Source organism: Allokutzneria oryzae (assembly GCF_042429765.1).
Lineage (GTDB): Bacteria > Actinomycetota > Actinomycetes > Mycobacteriales > Pseudonocardiaceae > Allokutzneria > Allokutzneria oryzae.
The window spans coordinates 445,766-466,779 of sequence record NZ_JBHLZU010000002.1; the positions used below are offsets into that span (position 1 = coordinate 445,766).

Here is a 21,014-nt window from a genome sequence, read left to right on the forward strand (position 1 = left end):
CTTTCCTCCCTCCCCGATCACCCCCACTCCGATCATTGGAGCGCTTAGATGAGCACAACGCCCAGGGCCGGCCGGCCGTTGGTCGCCGCGCTGACCACAGCCCTGCTCGCGGTAGGACTTGCCGCGTGCGGTCCCACCGCGCCGAGCGAGCCCGCCGCCGAGGCCGCCGCCGCGCGCAAGGTGGTCGACGCGACCGGTGCGGAGGTCAGCGTCCCCGTCGCACCCAAGAAGGTCGTCGTGCTCACCCAGGAGGACCTCGACGCCGCGCTCGCGCTCGGGGTGAAGCCCGCGGGCATCACCAACGGCCAGGGCCTCACCACGCCGCCCGCCTACCTCGGGGACCGGATCGCGGGCATCCCGGTCGTCGGCGACCTGCTGCGCCCGGTGATGGACAAGGTGCTCCAGGCCGAGCCGGACGTGATCCTCGCCGGTGACATGACCGACAAGCAGGTGCTGGAGCAGCTGCGCAGGATCGCCCCGGCCACCCTGGTCACCATGACCAAGGACGACGACTGGAAGAAGCACCTCGCCAACGTCGCCAAGGCGCTCAACGTCGAGAACAAGGTCGCGGGCGTGCTCGCCGACTACGACAAGAAGATCGCCGAGGTGCGGGGCGGGCTCGGCGCGGCGGGCTCGGCGCTGGTCAGCATCGTCCGCTGGAACCCGCAGGGCCCCAGCTTCATGGAGAAGGACCAGTTCGCCAGCTCCGTCGTCGCCGACCTCGGCCTGCGGCGCCCGGACGCCCAGCGGACCGAGGGCACCGCGCACTCCCAGACGCTGAGCCTGGAGGCGCTCGACAAGATCGACGGTGACTGGCTGTTCCTGAGCACGCTCACCGCCGACGGCGAGCAGGCGCTGGCCACGGTTCGCGGCACCCCGGCCTTCCAGCAGCTCAAGGCGGTCAAGGCCAACCACGTCGTCACGGTCCCCGGCTCGGTGTGGACCACCAGGGGCGCACCGCTCGCCGCGATGGCCGTCGCCGACGACGTGCGCAAGGCGCTCACCGGCTCCTGACCGGTCAGCGGGACAGGACCGGCCGCGCCTCGGCCTCGGTCACGGGCGCGCCGGTCTCCACCCCGTGCAGGACCTTCGCCAGTACCTCGGCCCCGCGCACCACCCTGGGGCCGGGCCGGTTGTAGTAGGCGGGACCGTCGAGCACCCATACCGCGCCCTCGCGCACCGCGGGCAGCTCCGTCCACTCGGGACGGTCGGTCAGCGTGTGCAGCTCGGCGAGTGTCCGCTCCGGCGGGAAACCGCACGGCAGCAACACGACCACCTCCGGCTGAGCGTCCACAAGGGACTGCCAGGTCATCGGTTCCGTGTGCTCGCCCGGACTCGCGAGCAGGGCGGTGCCGCCCGCGCGGGCGATCTGCTCGGGGACCCAGTGCCCGGCGGGCCACAGCGGGTCGAGCCACTCGATCGCGGCGACCCTCGGTCGCGGCAGGCCGGCAACGGCCGAGCCGACCGCGTCGAGCCGGGCGCGCAGCTCCGCGATCCGCTCCGCCGCGCGTTCTCCGACGCCGAGCACCCGGCCGACCTGGGCAAGGCAGTCCAGCACCTCGTCGAGCGTGCGCGGCTCCAGGCTGAGGACCCGCGTGTCGGCGTCCATCGCCCGCACCGCGGCGGACACCTGCTCGTAGGACACCGCGCACACGTCACACAGGTCCTGGGTGAGCACCAGGTCCGGCCGCAGCCGCGCGAGCCGAGCCGTGTCCACTGTGTACAGAGCGGACCCGCTGTGCCCCGCGCCGCCCACCGCCTCGGAGATCTCCCGGCTGGTCAGCACCTCCGGGCGCACCTCGCTCGCGGTGACGACGGGCACCGCGTCCACCGCGCCGGGCGGCCAGTCGCACTCGTGCGTCCGGCCGACCAGCAGCGGCATCAGGTCCAGCTCGGCCACGATGTCGGTGGCCGCGGGCAGCAGCGAGACAATGCGCACGCCGCCCAGTGTGCCCACGCTAGTTGACGATCCCCAGCGACGCGGCCTGCTTCTCCAGCGTGGCCAGGTGCGCACGGGCCGCGCTGATCCGGTCCTCGTCGCCGCTGTCCAGCGCGCGGGTCAGCCGGCCCTTGGCCGCGGAGACCCGGCGGCGCACGGTGCGGATCGTGTCCGCCTCGGCCTGCTCCTTGGCCTGCTCCGCGGTCTCGGTCTCGGCCTGCTTGGTCTCGGCGGGCTTCGGCGCGGTGGCCTTCTCGGCCGGGGCCTTCGGCGGCTCGGGGGCCTTCTCCGCCGGGGCGGTCTCCGCCGGAGCGGGGACCGCGGTGGTGATGGCGGTGGTGGCGGCAGCCGGGGCGGTGCCCTCGCGCAGCTGGAGCGGGACGCCCTGCAGCGACATCAGCACGGTCGGTTCGTCGGCCAGCTGGCGGAAGAACGCGTGCTGCGTCTGCTGCGTCGCCAGGTTCGCCGGGATCGGCCACAGCGCGGACTGCAGGCGCATGCCGACGCCCTTGTCGCCCACGGTGAACCCGGACTCGACGAGGTGGTCCAGCCAGCCGTGCGCGCCCGTGGCGCAGTGCCCGGCCATCCACTGGAAGCCCGCCGCGCGGTAGTGGTCGGCCAGCCGGTTGAGCACGCGGCCGATCAGCTTCTGCGGCATGGCCTCCGGCACCACCGACAGCGCGCCGACGGCGACCATGGTCCTGGAGACCAGGCGCGCGGCCTGCTGCGGCAGCTTCAGCGCGGCGATCCACTGGCGCGGGATGCCCGCCGCGCCCATGCCCACCATGCGCTCGGTCCTGCGGTCGATGGCGACCAGCACCAGCAGCTCGGTGCCGTTGGTCCCGTCGGCGCGGTCGGCCTCGATGGAGGACCGCAGCAGCTCGGCGGTGCCCGGGTCGTTCGGCAGCAGGGCCGCGACCTGACGGCCCTCACCCACGCGGGCGGGGCGGATCCAGACCGAGGACGCCACCGGTCGCTGCCCGGCGGAGCCCTGCCGCTTGCGAGTCTTCGTGCTGATCACGCCGGGTACCGTAGCGGTCACCCGGAGCACTGTTCGCCGGGCCCGCCCGGCCCGGCAGGTGTGCCCTGATCAGGTGGAAAACGCGGTGAACTGGGGCTTCTGACGGGGAGCTCCGCCGGACGGACGTGACCGCGCTGTACCCGAAAGTGTGATGCACGATGATCTTCAGGGGAGTATGCGCCCTGGTCGCCCTCGCGCTGCTGACCGGCTGCTCCGTGGCGCCGCCGCCGAAGACCGCGCCCACCGTGCCGCTGCCCGCCACCCAGGCGCCGCCGCCCGGCGGGCCCTCGGCCACGAACCCGCCCAGGATCGACCGCGACCACGCGGCCCGCCTCGCCGAGGAGTCGGCCCCCGGCTACCGGGTCACCGCCATCGACCTCGACACCGACGAAGGCCGCCGCGTCTGGGACGTCGACCTGGCCAACAGCCAGGGGCAGCGCCGCGACGTGGACATCGACGCCGAGACCGGCCAGGTCCTGCCGGAACTCGACGACGACTGACCACCGGCGGCGAACGACGGGTGGCCACCGGTGCCGGATGACCGGTGCCGGTGAGCCGAGATCCACCCAGGCCCGCCCCGGGCTGGCACTCCGCCCGCGCTCGCGGTCATCCTGGAACGCGGGGGGACCCCCAGGCGTGCGAAAGCCACCCTCGCCCGCGCCGCGTCGCCCTGTGCGCGACCACCGGCCGGGAACGCGTTCCGCGCGCACAGCGCTCCCGCGACCGGCGCCGAGCGGGTCAGGACTGGTCGGCCACGGCCAGTTCGAGGCTGTCGTAGGAGTCGAACTCCGCGTCCATGCCGGTGACCGCGAGCGGGTTGCCGACGACCGGGCCCTGGTAGACCAGCCGGAACCGCTTGTTGCGGGCCTTGGCCAGCTCCGCGGTCTCGGCGAGCACGGACAGGCCGGAGGAGCCGAGGAAGGTCACCTCGGACAGGTCCAGCACCAGCAGGGGACCGGAGCGGTCCAGCTGGCCGACGCACTCCTGGCGCAGCGGCGTCGCGCTGACCATGTCGATCTCACCGCGGACGTGCACCACCGAGCCGCCGGGCAGCGGCCGCACCGAGACCTCGATCAGGTCGTCGGCGCCGTCGCCGCCGTCGCCCGGGGTCGGACGATCCGCGTGCCACGTCATGTGCGCTCCTCGTCGACGCGGTAGCCGTGGTTCGGCACGCGGGACCCCCGATGCCGCGTGAAACCACCATCGGAGAGTCTATAGGCTGGGCCGAACCTGCTCGGCCGGTCCACCTGGGGAGCGCCTCGGTCGTGGTGGTGCTTCCCGCCGCGGTGCTTCCGGGCTATCGGATTCCTCCGCCCACCCTGCGAGGATGCTTCCAGGGCAGGCACCATGGCCCCTTGCGGCGCGGGGAAGCACGGAACCCGTGCCCGATCTGACTCACCGCCGAGCGCGATCATGGAGGCACCGTGCCCGACCGTCCCGGTGTCGCCACGCCGTTCCCCCTTGAGGACCTCCCGGGCGCGGTGTGGCTTCTCGCCGGTCCGGACCGGCGGGTGCTCGCCGCCAACACCCGCGCCTGCGCCCATCCCGGCCTGCTCGGCGATCCCGACCTGCAGACCGCGGTGGCCAAGGTCCTCGCGACCGGGGAGCCGACGCGCACCGGGCTGGGCGGCACGCCGCCGAGGGTGGCCATGGTCGGGCCGCACCGCGACGGCGACGGAGCGGTGACCGGCTGCCTGGTCCAGGTGGTCGACATCGACGAGGTCGCGGTCCGCTGGGCGGTCGGCGCCGCGCAGAGCAGGTTGCTGCCCGCGACGCTGCCGGTGGTCCCCGGCTACCACCTCGCCGCCCACTACGTCTGCGCCACCCAGGCCGACCGCGCGGGCGGCGACTTCTACGACGCGCTCTCCGTGGGCGAGGGCAGGCTCGCGGTGCTGCTCGGCGATGTCGTCGGTGCCGGGCTCGCCGCGACCGCGGTCACCGCGCAGCTGCGCGGCGCTGCGGTCTCCGCGCTGCTGGAGGGCGAGAGCGTCGACGCCGTGATCGCCAGGCTGGACCGCCTCGCGGCCCACGTGCCGGGGGCGGCGGGCAGCACGGTGTGCCTCGCCGTGCTCGACCCGGCGCGCGGCGAGCTGTGCCTGGGCAGCGCGGGCCACCCGCGGCCGCTGCTGCTGACCGGGAACGGGGTGACCGAGGTGGACGGGCGGGTCGGCCCCCCGCTCGCGCTCGCCGCGCGAAGACCTCCCGCGCACATCGTGCGGCTGGCCGCCGGTGACGTTTTCGTCTTGTACTCCAACGGTTTGCTCAGCGCGGGCGCGCTCGTGGAGTCGCTGCGCGGTGTGCCCCGCGACGTCGACGGGGTGTGCGCGCACCTGGTCGGGGCCGTGCTCGGCGGCGGACCGGTGCTGGACGACGCGGCGCTGCTGGTGGTCCAGACGGAGCCGGCCATGACCCCGCCGCTGTCGGTCAGCGTGACCGCCGCGCCCGAGCAGCTCGCCACGATCCGCCGGGCGCTGCGCGAGTGGGCGGGGCGGATCGGGCTGGACACCGACGAGCTGCTCGGGTTGCAGCTGGCGGTCGGCGAGGCCGCGACGAACGCGATCGAGCACGCCTACCGGGACCGCGAGCCGGGGCCGGTGCTGGTCTCCGCCGAGGTGCGTGCCGACGGCGACCTGGTGGTGGAGATCGCCGATGAGGGCGAGTGGCGCGCGACCGACCCGGGCGAGAACCGCCACCGCGGCCGGGGCATGCACCTGATCCGCAGCTCCATGGACGAACTCGACGTGCTCCGCGGTCCCGGCGGGACGGTGGTCCGCATGTCCCGTCACCTCGGCCGCGGCCGCCTCGCCGACGAACCGGCGCCGACCGAGAGCGCCGCGGGGGAGGGCGACTCCGACTCGGTGGACTTCGACGTGCGCCCCGGCCACGACTCGGTCCTGGTGCGGTTGACCGGAATCCTCGACGCGGTGGACGCCGAGGTGGTGCACCGCAGGCTGCAACAGCTCAGCAGGGCGGGCTCGGCCCCGCTGACCGTGGACCTCAGCGGGGTGCGCCTGGTGGACAGCACCGGGGTGCGCGTGCTGTTCGAGCTCGCCCTCCAGGCCTCGGCCGCGGGCGGCCAGCTCACGGTGCTCGCCCCGGCCGACAGCCTCGCCCACCGCGTCCTGTCGATCACCGGCCTGGACCAGGTCGCCACCGTCCGCGCCCTCTGACCCACGCGGACCGGGTCCGCTGGTGGAGAGGGGTTACGGGCTCTGGGCGTTCTCGGGTTCCAGGTGGGTGGCGATGAGCTGGAGCAGCAGCTCGGTGTCCACCGGCTTGGTCACGTAGTCGCTGGCGCCCGCCGCCAGGGTGCGCTGGCGGTCCTCCGGCATCGCCTTGGCGGTCACCGCGATGATCGGCAGGTCGGCGTGGCTGGACATCTCGCGGATCGCCGCGATCGTCGCGTTGCCGTCCAGCTCCGGCATCATCACGTCCATCAGCACCAGGGCGATGTCGTCGTACTGCTCCAGCGCGCGCACCCCGGCAACGCCGTTGTCGGCGAAGACCACGTGCAGGCCGTGCATCTCCAGGACCGCGCTGAGCGCGAAGACGTTGCGCAGGTCGTCGTCGACGATCAGCACCTTCTCGCCGTGGAAGCGCGCCGAGGTCTGCAGCGAGGCCAGCGCCGCCGCCTCGATCACCATCGGCTGGGACCGGGCCGCGGGGGACAGCTCGGCGGCGGGGGCGGCGACCGCGCCGATGCTGGGCACGCCGTCGGGGTCCGGGGTCGCGGAGTCCAGCGGCAGGTAGAGGGTGAAGGAGCTGCCCCTGCCCGGCTCGCTGTGCACCTGGAGCTCACCGCCGAGCAGCTGGGTCAGCTCGCGGGTGATCGACAGGCCTAGGCCGGTGCCGCCGTACTTGCGGCTGGTGGTGCCGTCGGCCTGGCGGAACGCCTCGAAGATCACCGCCAGCTTCTCCGGCGGGATGCCGATGCCGGTGTCGGAGACCACGAACGCGAGCAGGCCGGGGGCGATGCGCAGCTCCGGGGTGCCCGCCTCGGTGGGCTCGGCGAGCCGGATCCGCAGCTCCACCCCGCCGGTGTGGGTGAACTTCACCGCGTTGGACAGCAGGTTGCGCAGGATCTGCTGGAGCCGGTGCTCGTCGCTGAGCAGCGTCTCCGGCACCGAGGGCGCGACGACGACGGAGAACTCCAGGCCCTTCTCCACCGTCAGCGGGCGGCACAGCGACTCGACGTAGCCGAGCAGCTCGCGCAGCTGGACCGTGGTCCGCTCCGCCTCCATCTTGCCCGCCTCCACCTTGGACAGGTCGAGGATGTCGTCGATGAGCTGGAGCAGGTCGCTGCCCGCCGAGTAGATCGTCTTGGCGAACTCGGTCTGCTTCGGGGTGAGGTTGCCCTCCAGGTTGTCGGCGAGCAGCTTGGCCAGGATCAGCGCGCTGTTGAGCGGGGTGCGCAGCTCGTGCGACATGTTCGCCATGAACTCCGACTTGTACTTCGAGGCCGTCGCGAGCTGGCGGGCCCGGTCCTCCAGCTCCTGGCGGGCCTCCTCGGTGCGGGAGTTGGCCAGGATGGTGTTCACGTTGACCGCGATGGTCTCCTTCAGCTGCTCCAGCAGGTCCAGGTGCACCGGGGTGAACTCGCCGAGCGAGGCCAGCTCCAGCACGCCCAGCGTCTGGCTCTCGAACAGCAGCGGCAGCACGATCACGTTGGTCGGCGCCGCCGAGCCCAGGCCGGAGGAGATGCGCGCGTAGCCCGCGGGCACCGAGGTCACCAGGATGGTCTTCTTGTCCGCGGCGGCCTGGCCGATCAGGGTCTCGCCGAGCGCCACGCTGGTGACCACGTCCTCGGCGCCGCGCCCGCCGTAGCTGGCGGTCAGCTCCAGGGTGGTCCGGCCGCTGGCCGAGGTGCGGGCCAGGAAGAACGCGCCGCGCTGCGCCGAGACCAGCGGGGTCAGCTCGCTCATGATCAGCGAGGCGACCGCGCCCAGGTCGCGGTGGCCCTGCATCAGCCCGGAGATGCGCGCCAGGTTGGTCTTGAGCCAGTCCTGCTCCTGGTTGGTCTTGGTGGTCTCCGCCAGGTTGGCGATCATCAGGTTGATGTTCTCGTTGAGCTCGGCCACCTCGCCGGAGGCCTCGACGGAGATCTGCCTGGTGAGATCGCCCGCGGTCACCGCGGTCGCCACCGCGGCGATCGCGCGGATCTGGGTGGTCAGGTTGCCCGCCAGGTTGTTCACGCTCAGGGTCAGCCGCTGCCAGGTGCCGGAGACGCCGATGACCTCGGCCTGGCCGCCGAGGATGCCCTCGGTGCCGACCTCGCGGGCGACGCGGGTGACCTCCGCGGCGAAGCCGGAGAGCTGGTCCACCATGGTGTTGATGGTGGTCTTGAGCTCCAGGATCTCGCCGCGCGCGTCGACGTCGATCTTCTTGCTCAGGTCGCCCCGGGCCACCGCGGTGGTGACCTGGGCGATGTTGCGCACCTGGCTGGTCAGGTTCTGCGCCATGAAGTTGACGTTCTCGGTGAGGTCCTTCCAGGTGCCCGCCACGCCGGGGACCCTGGCCTGGCCGCCGAGCTGCCCCTCGGTGCCGACCTCGCGGGCCACGCGGGTGACCTCGTCGGCGAAGGCGCGCAGCGTGTCCACCATGCCGTTGATCGTCTCGGCCAGCGCCGCGACCTCGCCGCTGGCGTCGACCATGATCTTCTTGCGCAGGTCGCCGCCCGCCACCGACGTGGCCACCGCGGCGATGCTGCGGACCTGGTTGGTCAGGTTCTCCGCCATCACGTTGACGTTGTCGGTGAGGTCCTTCCAGGTCCCGGCGACGCCGCGCACCTGGGCCTGGCCGCCGAGCTTGCCCTCGGTGCCGACCTCGCGGGAGACGCGGGTGACCTCGTCGGCGAAGGCCGACAGCTGGTCGACCATGGTGTTGATGGTGTTCTTGAGCTCCAGGATCTCGCCGCGGGCGTCGACGTTGATCTTCTGGCTGAGGTCCCCGCGCGCCACGGCCGTTGTCACCGACGCGATGCTGCGGACCTGCGTGGTCAGGTTGCCCGCCATGAAGTTGACGTTGTCGGTCAGGTCCTTCCAGGTGCCCGCGACGCCGGGAACCGTGGCCTGACCGCCGAGTCTGCCGTCCGACCCCACCTCGCGGGCGACGCGGGTGACCTCGTCGGCGAAGGCGGAGAGCTGGTCGACCATGGTGTTGAGGGTGTTCTTCAGTTCCAGGATCTCGCCGCGGGCGTCCACGTCGATCTTCTGGCTGAGGTCGCCCTTGGCCACCGCGGTCGCCACCGACGCGATGCTGCGGACCTGGCTGGTGAGGTTGCCCGCCATGAAGTTCACCGAGTCGGTGAGGTCGCGCCAGGTGCCCGCGACGCCGGGGACCCTGGCCTGGCCGCCGAGGATGCCCTCGGTGCCGACCTCGCGGGCGACGCGGGTGACCTCGTCGGCGAAGGCGGAGAGCTGGTCGACCATGGTGTTGAGGGTGTTCTTCAGTTCCAGGATCTCGCCGCGGGCGTCCACGTCGATCTTCTGGCTCAGGTCGCCCCGGGCCACGGCGGTGGTGACCTGGGCGATGTTGCGGACCTGGCTGGTGAGGTTGCCCGCCATGAAGTTGACGTTGTCGGTGAGGTCCTTCCAGGTCCCGGCGACGCCGGGGACCTGGGCCTGACCACCGAGGCGGCCCTCACTGCCCACCTCGCGCGCCACGCGGGTCACCTCCGACGCGAAGGCGGAGAGCTGGTCGACCATGGTGTTGAGGGTGTTCTTGAGCTCCAGGATCTCGCCCTGGGCGTCCACGTCGATCTTCTGGCTGAGGTCGCCCTGCGCCACCGCCGTGGCCACCGACGCGATGTTGCGCACCTGGGTGGTCAGGTTGTTGGCCATCACGTTGACGTTGTCGGTCAGGTCCTTCCAGGTGCCCGCGACGCCGGGGACCTGGGCCTGGCCGCCGAGCTTGCCCTCGGTGCCGACCTCGCGGGAGACGCGGGTGACCTCGTCGGCGAAGGCGGAGAGCTGGTCGACCATCGTGTTGATGGTCGTCTTGACCTCCAGGATCTCCCCGTGCGCGTCGACGTTGATCTTGCGGCTGAGGTCGCCGCTGGCCACCGCGGAGGCCACCGTGGCGATGTCGCGGACCTGGGCGGTGAGGTTGCCCGCCATGAAGTTGACGTTGTCGGTGAGGTCCTTCCAGGTGCCCGCGACGCCGGGGACCGTGGCCTGACCGCCGAGCCTGCCGTCCGAGCCGATCTCGCGGGCCACGCGGGTGACCTCGCCCGCGAAGGTGCGCAGCGTGCCGGTCATCGAGTTGATCACGTCCGCGAGCGCGGCGACCTCGCCCCTGGCCGTGACCGTGATCCGCTGGCTGAGGTCGCCGTTGGCCACGGCCGACGCCACCGCGGCGATGCTGCGCACCTGCCCGGTCAGGTTGGAGGCCATCACGTTCACCGAGTCGGTCAGGTCGCGCCACATGCCCGCGGCGCCGGGCACGTCGGCCTGGCCGCCGAGCTTGCCCTCGGTGCCGACCTCCAGCGCGACCCTGGTGACCTCCGACGCGAACACCGACAGCTGCGCGAGCAGCCCGTTGACCGTGCTGCCCAGCTCGGCGATCTCGCCGCCGCCGCTGCGGGTGGACATGCGCTGCGACAGGTCGCCGTCGGCAACGGCGACCAGCACCCGGTTCAGCTCGACGGTGGGCCGCACCAGGTCCTCGACCAGGCCGTTGGCCGCCGAGGCCGCCATCGACCAGCCGCCGCCCGCCGGTCCCGGGTCCAGCCGCGCGTCGAGCCTGCCGTGCTCGCCGACGGCCGTCCGCACCCGGATCAGCTCACCGACGAGGTGCTGGTTGCGCTCGGCGATCTCGTTGAACACCTCGGCCAGCCGCGCGCCGACCCCGTCCCCCGACGGCAGCAGCCGTCTGCGGAAGTTGCCGTCGCGCAGGTCGGTCATGGCCAGGAGCAGCCGCTCCAGCGCCACCTCGTCCACCGTGCTCGCCGTGTCCTCCCGCCGCACGGAGTCCCGTGACTGCGCCTCCACGACACCTCCAGGCCGTTCGCTCGAAGGACCCCAGCGTCCCACGTTCGACCGACAGTCTGGACCAGCCACTCGTCCGGCCTTCGAGATCGCCCTTGCGCAGCATCCTCGGCGCCGGCCCACTCGGCTAGGCTGGCCTGCGCCCCCATGCCAGTCTCGTCCGCCGACCGAAGGCATCACAGGTGAGCAACACCGAACCGCGCGCCCTTTCCGGCAGCCCGTCGGTGCGGACCGTGCCCCTGGACCTGGTGCGAACCCTGGTCGCCGACTCCGACGAGGCGGTCGTCGTCCAGGACAGCGAGGCCCGGGTGCAGATCGCCAACGACGCGGCACTCGCGCTGTTTCCCAACCTGGTGCTCGGCAGGCGGCCGGAGCCGACCGGCAGCGCGCTGTTCACCGTCGCCACCGCGCCGGACGCGGACTTCGAGCTCAGCCACCGGGGAACCCGGCTGAGCGTGCGCCGCCGCGAGCTCGGCGGCGGCTGGCACTGCTGGAGCATCCGGGAGGGCGGGCCGAGCGCGGCCGACGAGGACCCGGTGCCCGCGGAGCACCCCCAGGCCACCGACGCGGTGTTCCTCAACGAGGCGGGACTGCGCCTGGCCGCGATGCGCGACGTCCCCCACACGGCACGAGAGATCGCCGAACTGGCGGTCCCTGTACTGGGTGACGTGGCGGTGGTCGTCCTGCCCATCCCGCGCGGCCGGGTGAACTGGTGGCGCGCGGGACGGCCCGGCCCCGGCAAGGCGCGCAGGCCCTCGCCGGGCTCGGCCCCGGTGCTCGCCGCCGCCCTCGCCGGGCACGTGCACGGCGCGCGGGTGATGTCGGCCGACGAGGTCGCCACCCTGCCCTGGCTGTCCGATGTGGAGGGCGAGGTGCTGGCGATTCCGCTGCCCGGGGACGGGGAGGGCGTCGGCGCGCTCGTGGTCTCCGTGCGCTACGGCTACGACCAGCAGCGGCACCGCACCCTCGTGGATTTCGCGGCGCGCGCGGACCTCGCCATCGCCAGGGCGCGCAAGTGCGACGAGTACGAACGCGCGCTCACCGGCCTGCAGACCACGCTGGTGCCCCGTGACCTGCCGATGGTGCCGGGCGCCGAGCTGGCCGCGGCGTACCGGCCCGCGCGTGGGCCGCTCGGTGTCGGCGGCGACTTCTACGACGTGCGCGTGCGCGCGGACAACAGCGTGCTGTTCCTGCTGGGCGACGTGTGCGGCAACGGAGCGGAGGCGGCGGCGCTGACCGGCAGGGTGCGGCACACGATCGCCGCGCTCGACCTGGTGGAGCAGGACCCGTCACGGCTGTTGTACCTGCTCAACGACGTCCTGCTGGCCACGCAGAGCCGTCGGTTCACCACGATGGTCGCGGGCGCGATGGCCCGCTCCGCCAGGGGGCTCACGCTGAACCTGACCTCGGGCGGCCACCCGCCGCCGCTGGTGCTGCGCCGCGGCGGCGACGTGGAGGAGGTGACCGTGCCGGGCACCCTGGTCGGCATCCTCCCGCACGCGCGCTTCCCGACCTGCCGGGTTGAGCTGGGCCCGGGGGAGCTGTGCCTGCTCTACAGCGACGGCATCACCGAGGCCCGCTCCGGCCCGAACGGTGTGCACATGTTCGGCCAGCACCGTCTCACCGAGGTCCTGGAGACCTGCGTCGGCCTGCCGGCGTCGGAGGTGGTGGCACGGGTGGAGCGTTCGATCGACGAGTGGATCGGCGAGAACGACCGCGACGACATCGCCCTGCTCGTGGTCCGCGCGGAGCCCTGACTCTGGCGTCACCGCAGGAGTTCGACCGCCCGCAACCTGAAATCCACCCGCGTCCGGTAGGCATGGCCGGTGCGCCCAATCCCGGTCTCCCGCCGTACCGCCTTGAAGCTCGGCGCGGCGGTCTCGCTGCTCCCACCGTCCCTTCAGGTCGCTATGGCGAGTCCGCCCCGCCCCGGCGGCTTGCGGGCCATCGAGCACGTTGTGTTCCTGATGCAGGAGAACAGGTCCTTCGACCACTACTACGGCTCGTTGCGCGGTGTGCGCGGTTTCGGGGACCGCAACGCGGTGGAGCTGCCGAACGGCAGCCCGGTGTTCGACCAGGGTGTGCTGCCGTTCGCGGTGCGTGATGCCAGCAACCGCAAGGACATCCAGTACATCGGCGACCTCGACCACAGTTGGGAGGGCGGCCACAAGGCGCTCAACGGCGGCTGGCACAACGGCTGGGTCAACGCGAAGACGGCGGCCACAATGGCCTTCTACGACCGTCAGGACCTGCCGTTCCACTACGAGTTGGCCGACACGTTCACTCTCTGCGACGCCTACCACTGCTCGGTACCGAGTTCGACCAGCCCGAACCGCAACTACTGGGTCAGCGGCTACACCGGCTTCGAGGCCAACGGCAAGCGCGCCATTGGCAACGACGCCTACGACGAGAAGAACCACCCCGGCTACTCGTGGACGACCTACGCGCAGCGCTTGGAGGCCGCGGGCCACAGCTGGCGTGTCTATCAGGAGTGGGACAACTACCAGGACAACAACCTGGAGTTCTTCGCCGTCTTCAAGGCGATCGCGCGCAAGGTTCTGCCGGGGGAGCACCGCAGCCTGACGTCCTTCTACGACGCTGTGGCCAAGCTTCCGCCTACGGAGCAGGACGTGGTGCTCGCGCGCCTTGAGGAGAACGTGCGAGGACTCGGTGCGGCGGAACGGCGGCTCTACGACCGAGCACTACGTCGTGTCCGGCCGAAGGGGCTCGCGGCGGAGTTTCGCGCGGACATCGCCGCCGGGCGGCTGCCGAAGGTGAGCTACCTCGTTCCGTCCTCTGTGGACTCCGAACACCCAGGAGCCTCGTCGCCGCTGTCGAGCGCGAACCTGACCTACGACATCCTCGACGCGCTGGCGTCCAATGTGGATGTTTGGTCGAGGACGGCGTTGTTCATCACCTACGACGAGAACGACGGCTACTTCGACCACGTCCCGCCGCCGCGTCCGCCCGCATCGGCGACCGACGAGTACTTCGACGGCAAGCCGATCGGACTCGGCCCGCGCGTGCCGATGACGGTGGTGTCCCCGTGGACGGTCGGCGGCTTCGTGTGCTCGCAGACCTTCGACCACACGTCGATGATCCGCTTCGTCGAGCGTTGGCTCGGTGTGGCCGAGCCGAACATCAGCGCTTGGAGGCGAACCGTGTCCGGTGACCTCACGTCGGCCTTCGACTTCACCCGCACCAGGCCCCGCCCCACGATCCGCCGCCCGGCCCCGACCCCGCCGTTCACCGGCCGCTGGCGCCCGGTCCCGCCACCCACCCAGACCATGCCGGTCCAGGAACCGGGGACCCGCCGCGCCCGCGCTCTGCCCTACCAGCCGGACGCCTACCTGACGGGCACCACGCTGGTGCTGACCAACACCGGCTCCGCGAGTGCCCATCTGGCGTTGTACCCCTACGCCGGTGAATACCCTGTGCCACAACACTTCGACGTCCTGGGTCCGGTGACGGAGACGGTGCGGCTGGGCGCGCGGTACCGCTTCATGGTGGTCGGCCCCAACGGGTTCCGCCGCGAGTTCGCGGGCGCGTCGACGGAGCGGCTGTCGGTGTCCTCGGCGGTCACGCCGCACGGGGTGGAGCTGGTGCTGGGCGCGACGGGAGAACCAGTGACGTTCCTGGTGCGCATGGCGGGTTCGGAGCGGCGGTTGGTGGTGCGAGGCCGTTCCCGCCTGCACCTGCCGCGAGGGTGGTACGACGCGGAGGTGACCGCGGTGGACGTCCCCGGTTTTCGCCGTCGGCTGGCGGGCCACACCGAAGACGGCACCTCCTCGTGGTCCGGATCGGTCTAGGCCCCGTCCCGCCCGTCCCCCGTTGGCGCCACACCACCTCGCCACACCACCTCGCCACACCACCTCGCCGCGCCGACCGCTCGTCCCGCCACCTCGCCGCACCGCCTCGCCGCGCCGCCTCGCCGCGCCGCCTCGCCGCGCCGCCTCGCCGCGCCGCCTCGCCGCACCGACCGCTCGTCCCGCCCGCTCGTCCCGACCGCCCTCACGCCGCACTCCGGCGCGCTCACGCCGCCCGCCGGCGCCCTCACCCGCGTGCCCCTTTTTTCGCGTTTTGTAGGCTTAATGCGACTTGGGAGCGCTCTTTTGCGCATCAAGGTGACAAAACGCGAAAACCCCGGCCACGCCAGCCCGTGCACACGGCATCGCGGGGTTGGAACGGCGGCTCGGGGCGGGCCGATGCGGTCATGTCACCGCTTGGGCGACTGGCCGGGCACGCCCCCGACGCCGAGCGCCGGGCACGCCCCTGACGCCGGGTGCCGGGCACGCCCGACGCTGAGTGCCGGGACAACGCCCCGGGCGCCGACGAGAGGTGCCCGGGACGCGTGTGGTGCTGGCGGGAGGTGGTTCCGGCCAGATGTCCCTCGTCAGCCGAACTGGCCGGGCTGGTAGTCACCGGCGGGCTGCTGGACGATGACGTTCACGCGGTTGTAGGTGTTGATGAGGGCGATCAGGGACACCAAGGCGGCGAGCTGGTCCTCGTCGTAGTGCTTGGCGGCGTTCGCCCACGCCTCATCCGAGACGCCACCGGCCGCGTCGGCGATGCGGGTGCCCTGCTCCGTCAGTTCCAGAGCAGCGCGCTCGGCGTCGGTGAACACCGTGGCCTCCCGCCAGGCCGCGACCAGGTTCAGGCGCGTCGAGGTCTCACCGGCGAGCGCGGCCTCCTTGGAGTGCATGTCGGTGCAGAAGCCGCAGCCGTTGATCTGGCTGGCGCGGAGCTTCACCAGTTCTTGCGTCGCGGCGGGCAGCGTCGACTCCGCGACCGCCTTGCCCGCTCCGGTGAGGTACTTCAGGAACTTGTTTGCGACCGGGTTGCCGAAGAGGTTCAAGCGAGCATCCATGGTGTGCTCCTCCGCTGTTGCTGGTGGTTACACAACCTGGACGGAACAGCTCGGCCAGATGTGACAGCGACGAATGTGGCGTGCGTCTCCACCCAACTGCCTAGGTTGTGTCCTGCAAGCGGTGACACCACCTCACCACCCCCTGGTGTCCTCACCCGCGCGCCCTCTTTTCGCGTTTTGTAGGCTTAATGCGAAATGGGAGCGCTCTTTTGCGCATCAAGGTGACAAAACGCGAAAACCCCGACCACGCCGACCACGCCACGCCAGGTGGCCCACGCGAAAACACCGACCACGCCACGCCACGCCGACCACGCCGACGGGCCCACGCGTGCACGGGGGTGTGGGGGTGTGGGGGCGGTGCCATGTCGGGGCAAGGGGACGACTTGCAGAACAGGCGCTAGGAGGTGGAGTGCGGGGTGCATGCGGGAGTGAGTTGCGGACGGTCGCCGATGCGGAGACATGTGCGGAAGCGCCCCCAGAAGCCGGCCGGTGTGTTCGCCTCCGTCGCGTCAGCCGACACCGTGGTCACCGCGTACCGCAGGTTGTCGGTGCTCACGTAGATCTGGTCGCCCGCCTGCGCTCCTTGGAGGTGGCCGTGGAAGCCGTTGTCGCACAACCACAACGTCGCCGTTCGGCCGTAGGACGACGCTGAGCCGCGATCTGCGCACGCCGCGGCCGCGCGAGGGGACGGGGCGGCAACAGGGGCTGAGACGGCAACCGCCGCGTTCAGGGCGTCCTGGGCCGAGGACTGCCGTGCCGCGTCAGCGGTGTCGAAGGGGCCGGTCCAGCTCAGGCCGATCTGGTTGGCGGAGTTGCGGGACGTCGTCCACAACGACTGCGCGGAGCTGGCCAGGAACGCGCGGTAGGAGTTCCGCCCGTCAGCGCGGTGCAGGTCGCGCAGCCCTCTGGCGAAGATGCCTTTGAACTGTGGGCCGTCAGCGCCGCAGGACGGTTCGCAGGGTTCGAGGAGCACACGCTGGTCCACGGAGAGCATCCGCGTCGCGGCACCGGCGATGCGATGCGCCACGTCGAGATGACCCCGGTCGCCCGTCACAGCTGTGAGCTCGACGAGGGCTTGCAGGATGACGCCCTGGTTGTAGGTCCACATCGCGCCGGAGTTGTTGCGGCACGCGGAGTCCAAGCCGTCGTTGACCAGGTCGCCGCGGTTGAGCATTCCCGTTGACCGGAACCAGTTCCACCCACGGAGCGCCCAGTCGCGGTAGTGCGCTTCCGACGTCACCCGTGCCAGTTTCGCCGCGATGGTGATGAACAGCTCGTTGGTGATCGCGTTCTTGTAGCGCCGTTCGCGGTTCCACCACACTCCGCCGCCGCAGGTGTTGTCCCACGCTCCGGTGATGTCCTGGAAGAGCGACCGCGCCGAGTTCAGGTAGCGGCCGTCGCGGGTGAGCTCGTAGGCGTTGATCCAGGTCAGCGCCCACCAGCCCTGGTCGTCGTAGTAGTCGTTGAGGAAGCCGCCCGGTGAGTGCTTCGCGTGTGTTGTCACCGCGTGCGCGCGCCCGGTCGAAGTGCCGAGCAGGCGGTCGGAGTCGAGCTCCGCGTTCAGGGCGTTCGCCGCGTTCCACCAGTTCGTTGTCCGGTACAGGCCGGTGTTCTGGTCGTAGAACTGGGCCAGTGCGCTGTTGGCCGCTTTGGCCCGAGCGCGATGGTCGGCGGCTGAGGCCGGTAATGCCGTTGAGAGCACGAGAATGAGGGCCGCGAAGGCCGCGCGAAGACGCATGGGTGTCTCCCGGGTGCTTGGGGCGGCACCACGAGAATCCCCTAGTCCAGAAGGGGAAGCAACATCGCGCGTTCGTCTTCCGGGACGTATTCGGCGTAGTAGTCGTACAGGCTCCGCCTGGCAAGACGGGCCGCAAGCTCACCGTCGCCGTCCCGGACCGCTTCCAGGACGCGGGAATGGTGTTCGAGCGAGGTCAGCATCAGCGCGCGGCTGTCCGGCGCGTTGACGATCTTGTCTTCGATCAGGCCGAGCACGACGTCGCGGACCACCGTGCCGCAGATCTGGATCAACGTGTTGCCGGTCGCCCGCGCCACGGCTTCGTGGAACGCCACGTCGGCGCGGCTGAACTCCGCGTAGCCCTCGTCGACGGCCGTTCGCATCACGTCCATCGCCGTGTCCATCTCGGCGAGCTGCTCGGGTGTTCGCAGCCGCGCGGCGAGCTGGTTCGCCGAGCCCTCCAGCAGCATGCGGAACTGCACCAGCTCGGCGAGGCCCAGGGTGTCCGCGCGGGCCAGCATGGTCATCGACTTCTGGAGAGCGCCCGGCGACACCGCCTGCACCTGAGCACCGCGCGGATCGCCCGCCCTGGAGCGCACCAGTCCGTTGCTCTGCAGCACCCGCAGCGCCTCGCGCACCGTGGAGCGCCCGACGCCGAACTGGACCATCAGGTCGCGCTCGCTCGGCAGGTGCTCGCCGGGGCGCAGGCGCCCGCAGAGCACCGCCTCCTCGATCTGCTCCACCACGCGTTCGTAGGCCCGCACCGGGCTGACTCGGTCGAACCGCACCTGGTGACCAGCATCCGCCATCTGCCGCCCCCTTTGGCTTGACCGGCCCCGAACCGGGCTGGCAAGGTGACCCACCGCACACAGCCTACTGGTCTGACCAGTAGACCGGCTACCGCCGACCAGCCGAAACAGGGGTGCAATGAAGCTGAAGATCGCCGTCATCCCCGGGGACGGGATCGGGCCGGAGGTCGTCGCGGCCACCCTCCCCGTGCTGCACGCGGCCGCGCGCGCCGAAGGCGCCGAGCTGGACGTGCTCGACCTGGACTGGGGCGGGGAGCACCACCTGCGCACCGGCGCGCCGATGCCCGCCGACGCCGCGGAGATCGTCTCGGACCGGGCCGCCGTGCTCTTCGGCGCGGTCGGCAGGCCGGACGTGCCCGACCACGAGCTGGTGTGGGGGCTGATCATCGCCCTGCGGCAGCAGCTGGACCTCGCCGTGAACCTGCGTCCCGTGCGCAGCTGGGACGGCGTGACCACGGCGTTGCGCGATGACCGCGACATCGACCTGCTGATCGTCCGGGAGAACACCGAGGGCGAGTACGCGGGCGTCGGCGGCCGGGTGCACCGGGGCCGCCCCGGAGAGCTCGGGGTCGAGGTCGCGGTGCACTCCCGCCCGGTGATCGAACGCGCCGCCCACCACGCTTTCCGTGCGGCACAAGCACGTTCCGGCCGTCTCGCGCTGGTCACGAAGTCCAACGCGATGCGCTTCGGCTACACGCTGTGGGACGCCGTGGTGGAGGAGATCGCCGTCTCCTATCCCGACGTCGAGTGCGAGCACGTGCTCGTCGACGCCATGGCCGCACGCATGATCCAGAAGCCGCGCGGGCTCGACGTCCTGTTGTGCAGCAACCTCTTCGGCGACATCCTCTCCGACCTCGCCGCCGTGCTCGCCGGGGGCATGGGCATGGCTCCGAGCGCCAACGTCGCGCCCGGCCGCGCACCCGGCATCTACGAGCCGGTGCACGGCTCCGCTCCGGACATCGTGGGCAGGGGAGTGGCGAACCCGGTGGCGTGCATGCTCTCCGGGGCGATGCTGCTGGAGGACTCCGGCCTGCCGAACGCCGCCGCGCGGGTCCGGGACGCGATCGCCGACGCACTGCGCGATCCGGCCAACCACACGCCCGACATCGGCGGTTCCGGCACCACGACCAGGCTCGCGGAGGCCGTGCTCGGTGGTGTCGGATGAGAGCGCTCGCCCTGCTCCTGGTCGCCGTCCTCGTCGCGGGCTGTTCGGCGGGCTCCACCGCGTCCACGCCGAGCGACCCGTCCGCGATCACGATCGGCTTCACCGCCGAACCCGCCAACTTCGACTTCACCCGCAGCGACGGAACGGCGATCCCGCAGGCGTTGCTCTACAACGTCTACGAGGGGCTGGTGAAGCTCGACGAGAAGGGCGAGGTCCGGCCGCTGCTCGCCGAGTCGTGGACGGTCAGCCCGGACCGCCTGGTCTACGACTTCTCCTTGCGTTCCAACGCTTTCTTCAGCAACGGCCGTCCCTTCACCGCCGAGAGCGTCAAGTTCAGCGTCGAGCGGGTCAAGTCCGCCGCGTGGAGCATCTCGCAGAAGTCCAAAATGGACGTTGTCAGCCGGGTGGACGTGCTCTCGCCGACGAAGGCGCGGGTGGTGCTCAGCCGCCCCAGCAACAACTGGCTCTTCGACATGACAACGCGGATCGGCGCGATGTTCACCCCGGACGGGGTCGCGGACCTGGCCAACGACCCTGTGGGGACCGGGCCGTACGACGTCGCCGCGCGCAACCGCGGCTCGTCGATCACGTTGAAGGCCAACCCCCGCTACTGGGGCGTGAAGCCCGCGTACGAGACGGTCTACCTGCGGTACTTCAAGGACGCCACCGCGCTGAACAACGCGTTGCTCAGCAACGGCATCGACGTCATCAGCGCGGTCACCGCGCCGGACTCGATGCCGCAGTTCGAAGCCGACACGCGGTTCACCGTGACCCAGGGCATCACCAACGGCGAGGTCGTGCTGTCCTTCAACGGCCGCAAGGCCCCGCTCGACGACGTCCGGGTGCGGCGGGCGCTGACCCAGGCGATCGACCGGCGGGCGCTGCTGGACACCGCGTGGGCGGGCCGGGGCGAGCTCATCGGCAGCATGGTGCCGCGAACCGACCCCTGGTACACCGACCTCACCGGTGTCAACGCCTACCACCCCGAGCACGCGAGGCAGCTGCTCGCCGATGCGGGGCAACGGAACCTGAACCTGCGGCTGCGCATCCCGAACCTGCCGTACGCGGTGTCCTCCGCCCAGGTCGTCAAGTCGGAGCTGAACAAGATCGGGGTCGGCGTCACCATCGAACCGCTCGACTTCCCCGCCGTGTGGCTGAAGTCGGTGTTCACCGAGCACGACTTCGACATGTCGATCGTGCAGCACGTCGAGCCGCGCGACATCACCACCTTCGGCAACGCCGAGTACTACTGGGGCTACGACAGCCCGCGCGTGCGCCAGCTGCTGGCCGAGGCCGACCGGGGCAGCGCCGAGCAGCAGGTGAGCGCCATGCGCGAGGTCGCGGCGACGCTGGCCAACGACGCCGCCGCGTGCTGGTTGTTCCTGTTCCCCAACATGATCGTCGCCAAGAAGAAGGTCGGAGGGCTGCCGCTGAACCAGATCAGCGAGTCCTTCGACCTGACCCTGCTGCGCCGGGTGGGGAGCTGATCACGC

At 71.5% G+C, this 21,014-nt stretch carries 14 protein-coding genes; 7 read left to right on the forward strand and 7 right to left on the reverse strand.

The window, feature by feature from the left end; all coding sequences use genetic code 11:
• Positions 1 to 48: 48 nt before the first annotated feature.
• The gene (locus ACFFQA_RS02415; RefSeq protein ID WP_377849889.1) at positions 49 to 1,014 is read left to right on the forward strand and encodes an iron-siderophore ABC transporter substrate-binding protein; all 966 of its coding nucleotides are present in this window, start codon (positions 49 to 51) and stop codon (positions 1,012 to 1,014) included.
• A gap of 4 nt (positions 1,015 to 1,018) precedes the next feature.
• Here ACFFQA_RS02415 and ACFFQA_RS02420 read toward each other — a convergent pair whose 3' ends face one another.
• Both ACFFQA_RS02420 and ACFFQA_RS02425 read right to left on the reverse strand, forming a co-directional pair.
• Positions 1,019 to 1,939: a cobalamin-binding protein gene (locus ACFFQA_RS02420; RefSeq protein WP_377849890.1), complete on the reverse strand. Its 921-nt coding sequence runs from the start codon at positions 1,937 to 1,939 to the stop codon at positions 1,019 to 1,021.
• Positions 1,940 to 1,958: 19 nt separating this feature from the next.
• Positions 1,959 to 2,960 (reverse strand): hypothetical protein, encoded by a 1,002-nt coding sequence (locus ACFFQA_RS02425; RefSeq protein WP_377849891.1) that lies wholly within the window; start codon positions 2,958 to 2,960, stop codon positions 1,959 to 1,961.
• Positions 2,961 to 3,118: 158 nt separating this feature from the next.
• On the opposite strand from ACFFQA_RS02425, the gene ACFFQA_RS02430 reads away from it, so the two are divergent.
• Positions 3,119 to 3,460, forward strand: a complete 342-nt coding sequence (locus ACFFQA_RS02430) for a PepSY domain-containing protein (protein ID WP_377849892.1) — start codon at positions 3,119 to 3,121, stop codon at positions 3,458 to 3,460.
• Between the two features lie 238 nt (positions 3,461 to 3,698).
• On the opposite strand, the gene ACFFQA_RS02435 is transcribed toward ACFFQA_RS02430, so the two are convergent.
• A complete protein-coding gene (locus ACFFQA_RS02435) occupies positions 3,699 to 4,094 on the reverse strand; it encodes an STAS domain-containing protein (protein WP_377849893.1) in 396 nt (131 codons plus the stop codon).
• Positions 4,095 to 4,384: 290 nt separating this feature from the next.
• On the opposite strand from ACFFQA_RS02435, the gene ACFFQA_RS02440 reads away from it, so the two are divergent.
• Complete coding sequence (locus tag ACFFQA_RS02440; protein WP_377849894.1) at positions 4,385 to 6,130, forward strand: ATP-binding protein; 1,746 nt, start codon at positions 4,385 to 4,387, stop codon at positions 6,128 to 6,130.
• 33 nt (positions 6,131 to 6,163) lie between these two features.
• Here the strand turns inward: ACFFQA_RS02440 and ACFFQA_RS02445 are convergent, their stop codons facing one another.
• Positions 6,164 to 10,630: a HAMP domain-containing protein gene (locus ACFFQA_RS02445; RefSeq protein ID WP_446681667.1), complete on the reverse strand. Its 4,467-nt coding sequence runs from the start codon at positions 10,628 to 10,630 to the stop codon at positions 6,164 to 6,166.
• 497 nt (positions 10,631 to 11,127) lie between these two features.
• Here ACFFQA_RS02445 and ACFFQA_RS02450 point away from each other — a divergent pair, with 497 nt between their 5' ends.
• Both ACFFQA_RS02450 and ACFFQA_RS02455 read left to right on the forward strand, forming a co-directional pair.
• Positions 11,128 to 12,702 carry a PP2C family protein-serine/threonine phosphatase gene (locus ACFFQA_RS02450; RefSeq protein ID WP_377849896.1) on the forward strand — a complete coding sequence of 525 codons (1,575 nt, stop codon included), beginning with the start codon at positions 11,128 to 11,130 and terminating at the stop codon, positions 12,700 to 12,702.
• A gap of 69 nt (positions 12,703 to 12,771) precedes the next feature.
• The gene (locus ACFFQA_RS02455) at positions 12,772 to 14,754 is read left to right on the forward strand and encodes a phosphocholine-specific phospholipase C (protein WP_377849897.1); all 1,983 of its coding nucleotides are present in this window, start codon (positions 12,772 to 12,774) and stop codon (positions 14,752 to 14,754) included.
• A gap of 584 nt (positions 14,755 to 15,338) precedes the next feature.
• Here the strand turns inward: ACFFQA_RS02455 and ACFFQA_RS02460 are convergent.
• The 3 genes from ACFFQA_RS02460 to ACFFQA_RS02470 form a co-directional block, all read right to left on the reverse strand.
• Complete coding sequence (locus ACFFQA_RS02460; protein WP_377849898.1) at positions 15,339 to 15,812, reverse strand: carboxymuconolactone decarboxylase family protein; 474 nt, start codon at positions 15,810 to 15,812, stop codon at positions 15,339 to 15,341.
• A gap of 397 nt (positions 15,813 to 16,209) precedes the next feature.
• Complete coding sequence (locus ACFFQA_RS02465) at positions 16,210 to 17,550, reverse strand: glycoside hydrolase family 76 protein (protein WP_377849900.1); 1,341 nt, start codon at positions 17,548 to 17,550, stop codon at positions 16,210 to 16,212.
• Positions 17,551 to 17,591: 41 nt separating this feature from the next.
• Positions 17,592 to 18,335: a FadR/GntR family transcriptional regulator gene (locus tag ACFFQA_RS02470; protein ID WP_377850207.1), complete on the reverse strand. Its 744-nt coding sequence runs from the start codon at positions 18,333 to 18,335 to the stop codon at positions 17,592 to 17,594.
• Between the two features lie 139 nt (positions 18,336 to 18,474).
• On the opposite strand from ACFFQA_RS02470, the gene ACFFQA_RS02475 reads away from it, so the two are divergent.
• Positions 18,475 to 19,521 (forward strand): isocitrate/isopropylmalate dehydrogenase family protein, encoded by a 1,047-nt coding sequence (locus ACFFQA_RS02475; protein WP_377849902.1) that lies wholly within the window; start codon positions 18,475 to 18,477, stop codon positions 19,519 to 19,521.
• Positions 19,518 to 21,008, forward strand: a complete 1,491-nt coding sequence (locus ACFFQA_RS02480; protein WP_377849903.1) for an ABC transporter substrate-binding protein — start codon at positions 19,518 to 19,520, stop codon at positions 21,006 to 21,008. The genes ACFFQA_RS02475 and ACFFQA_RS02480 overlap by 4 nt, the downstream gene beginning before the upstream one ends.
• Positions 21,009 to 21,014 lie beyond the last annotated feature (6 nt).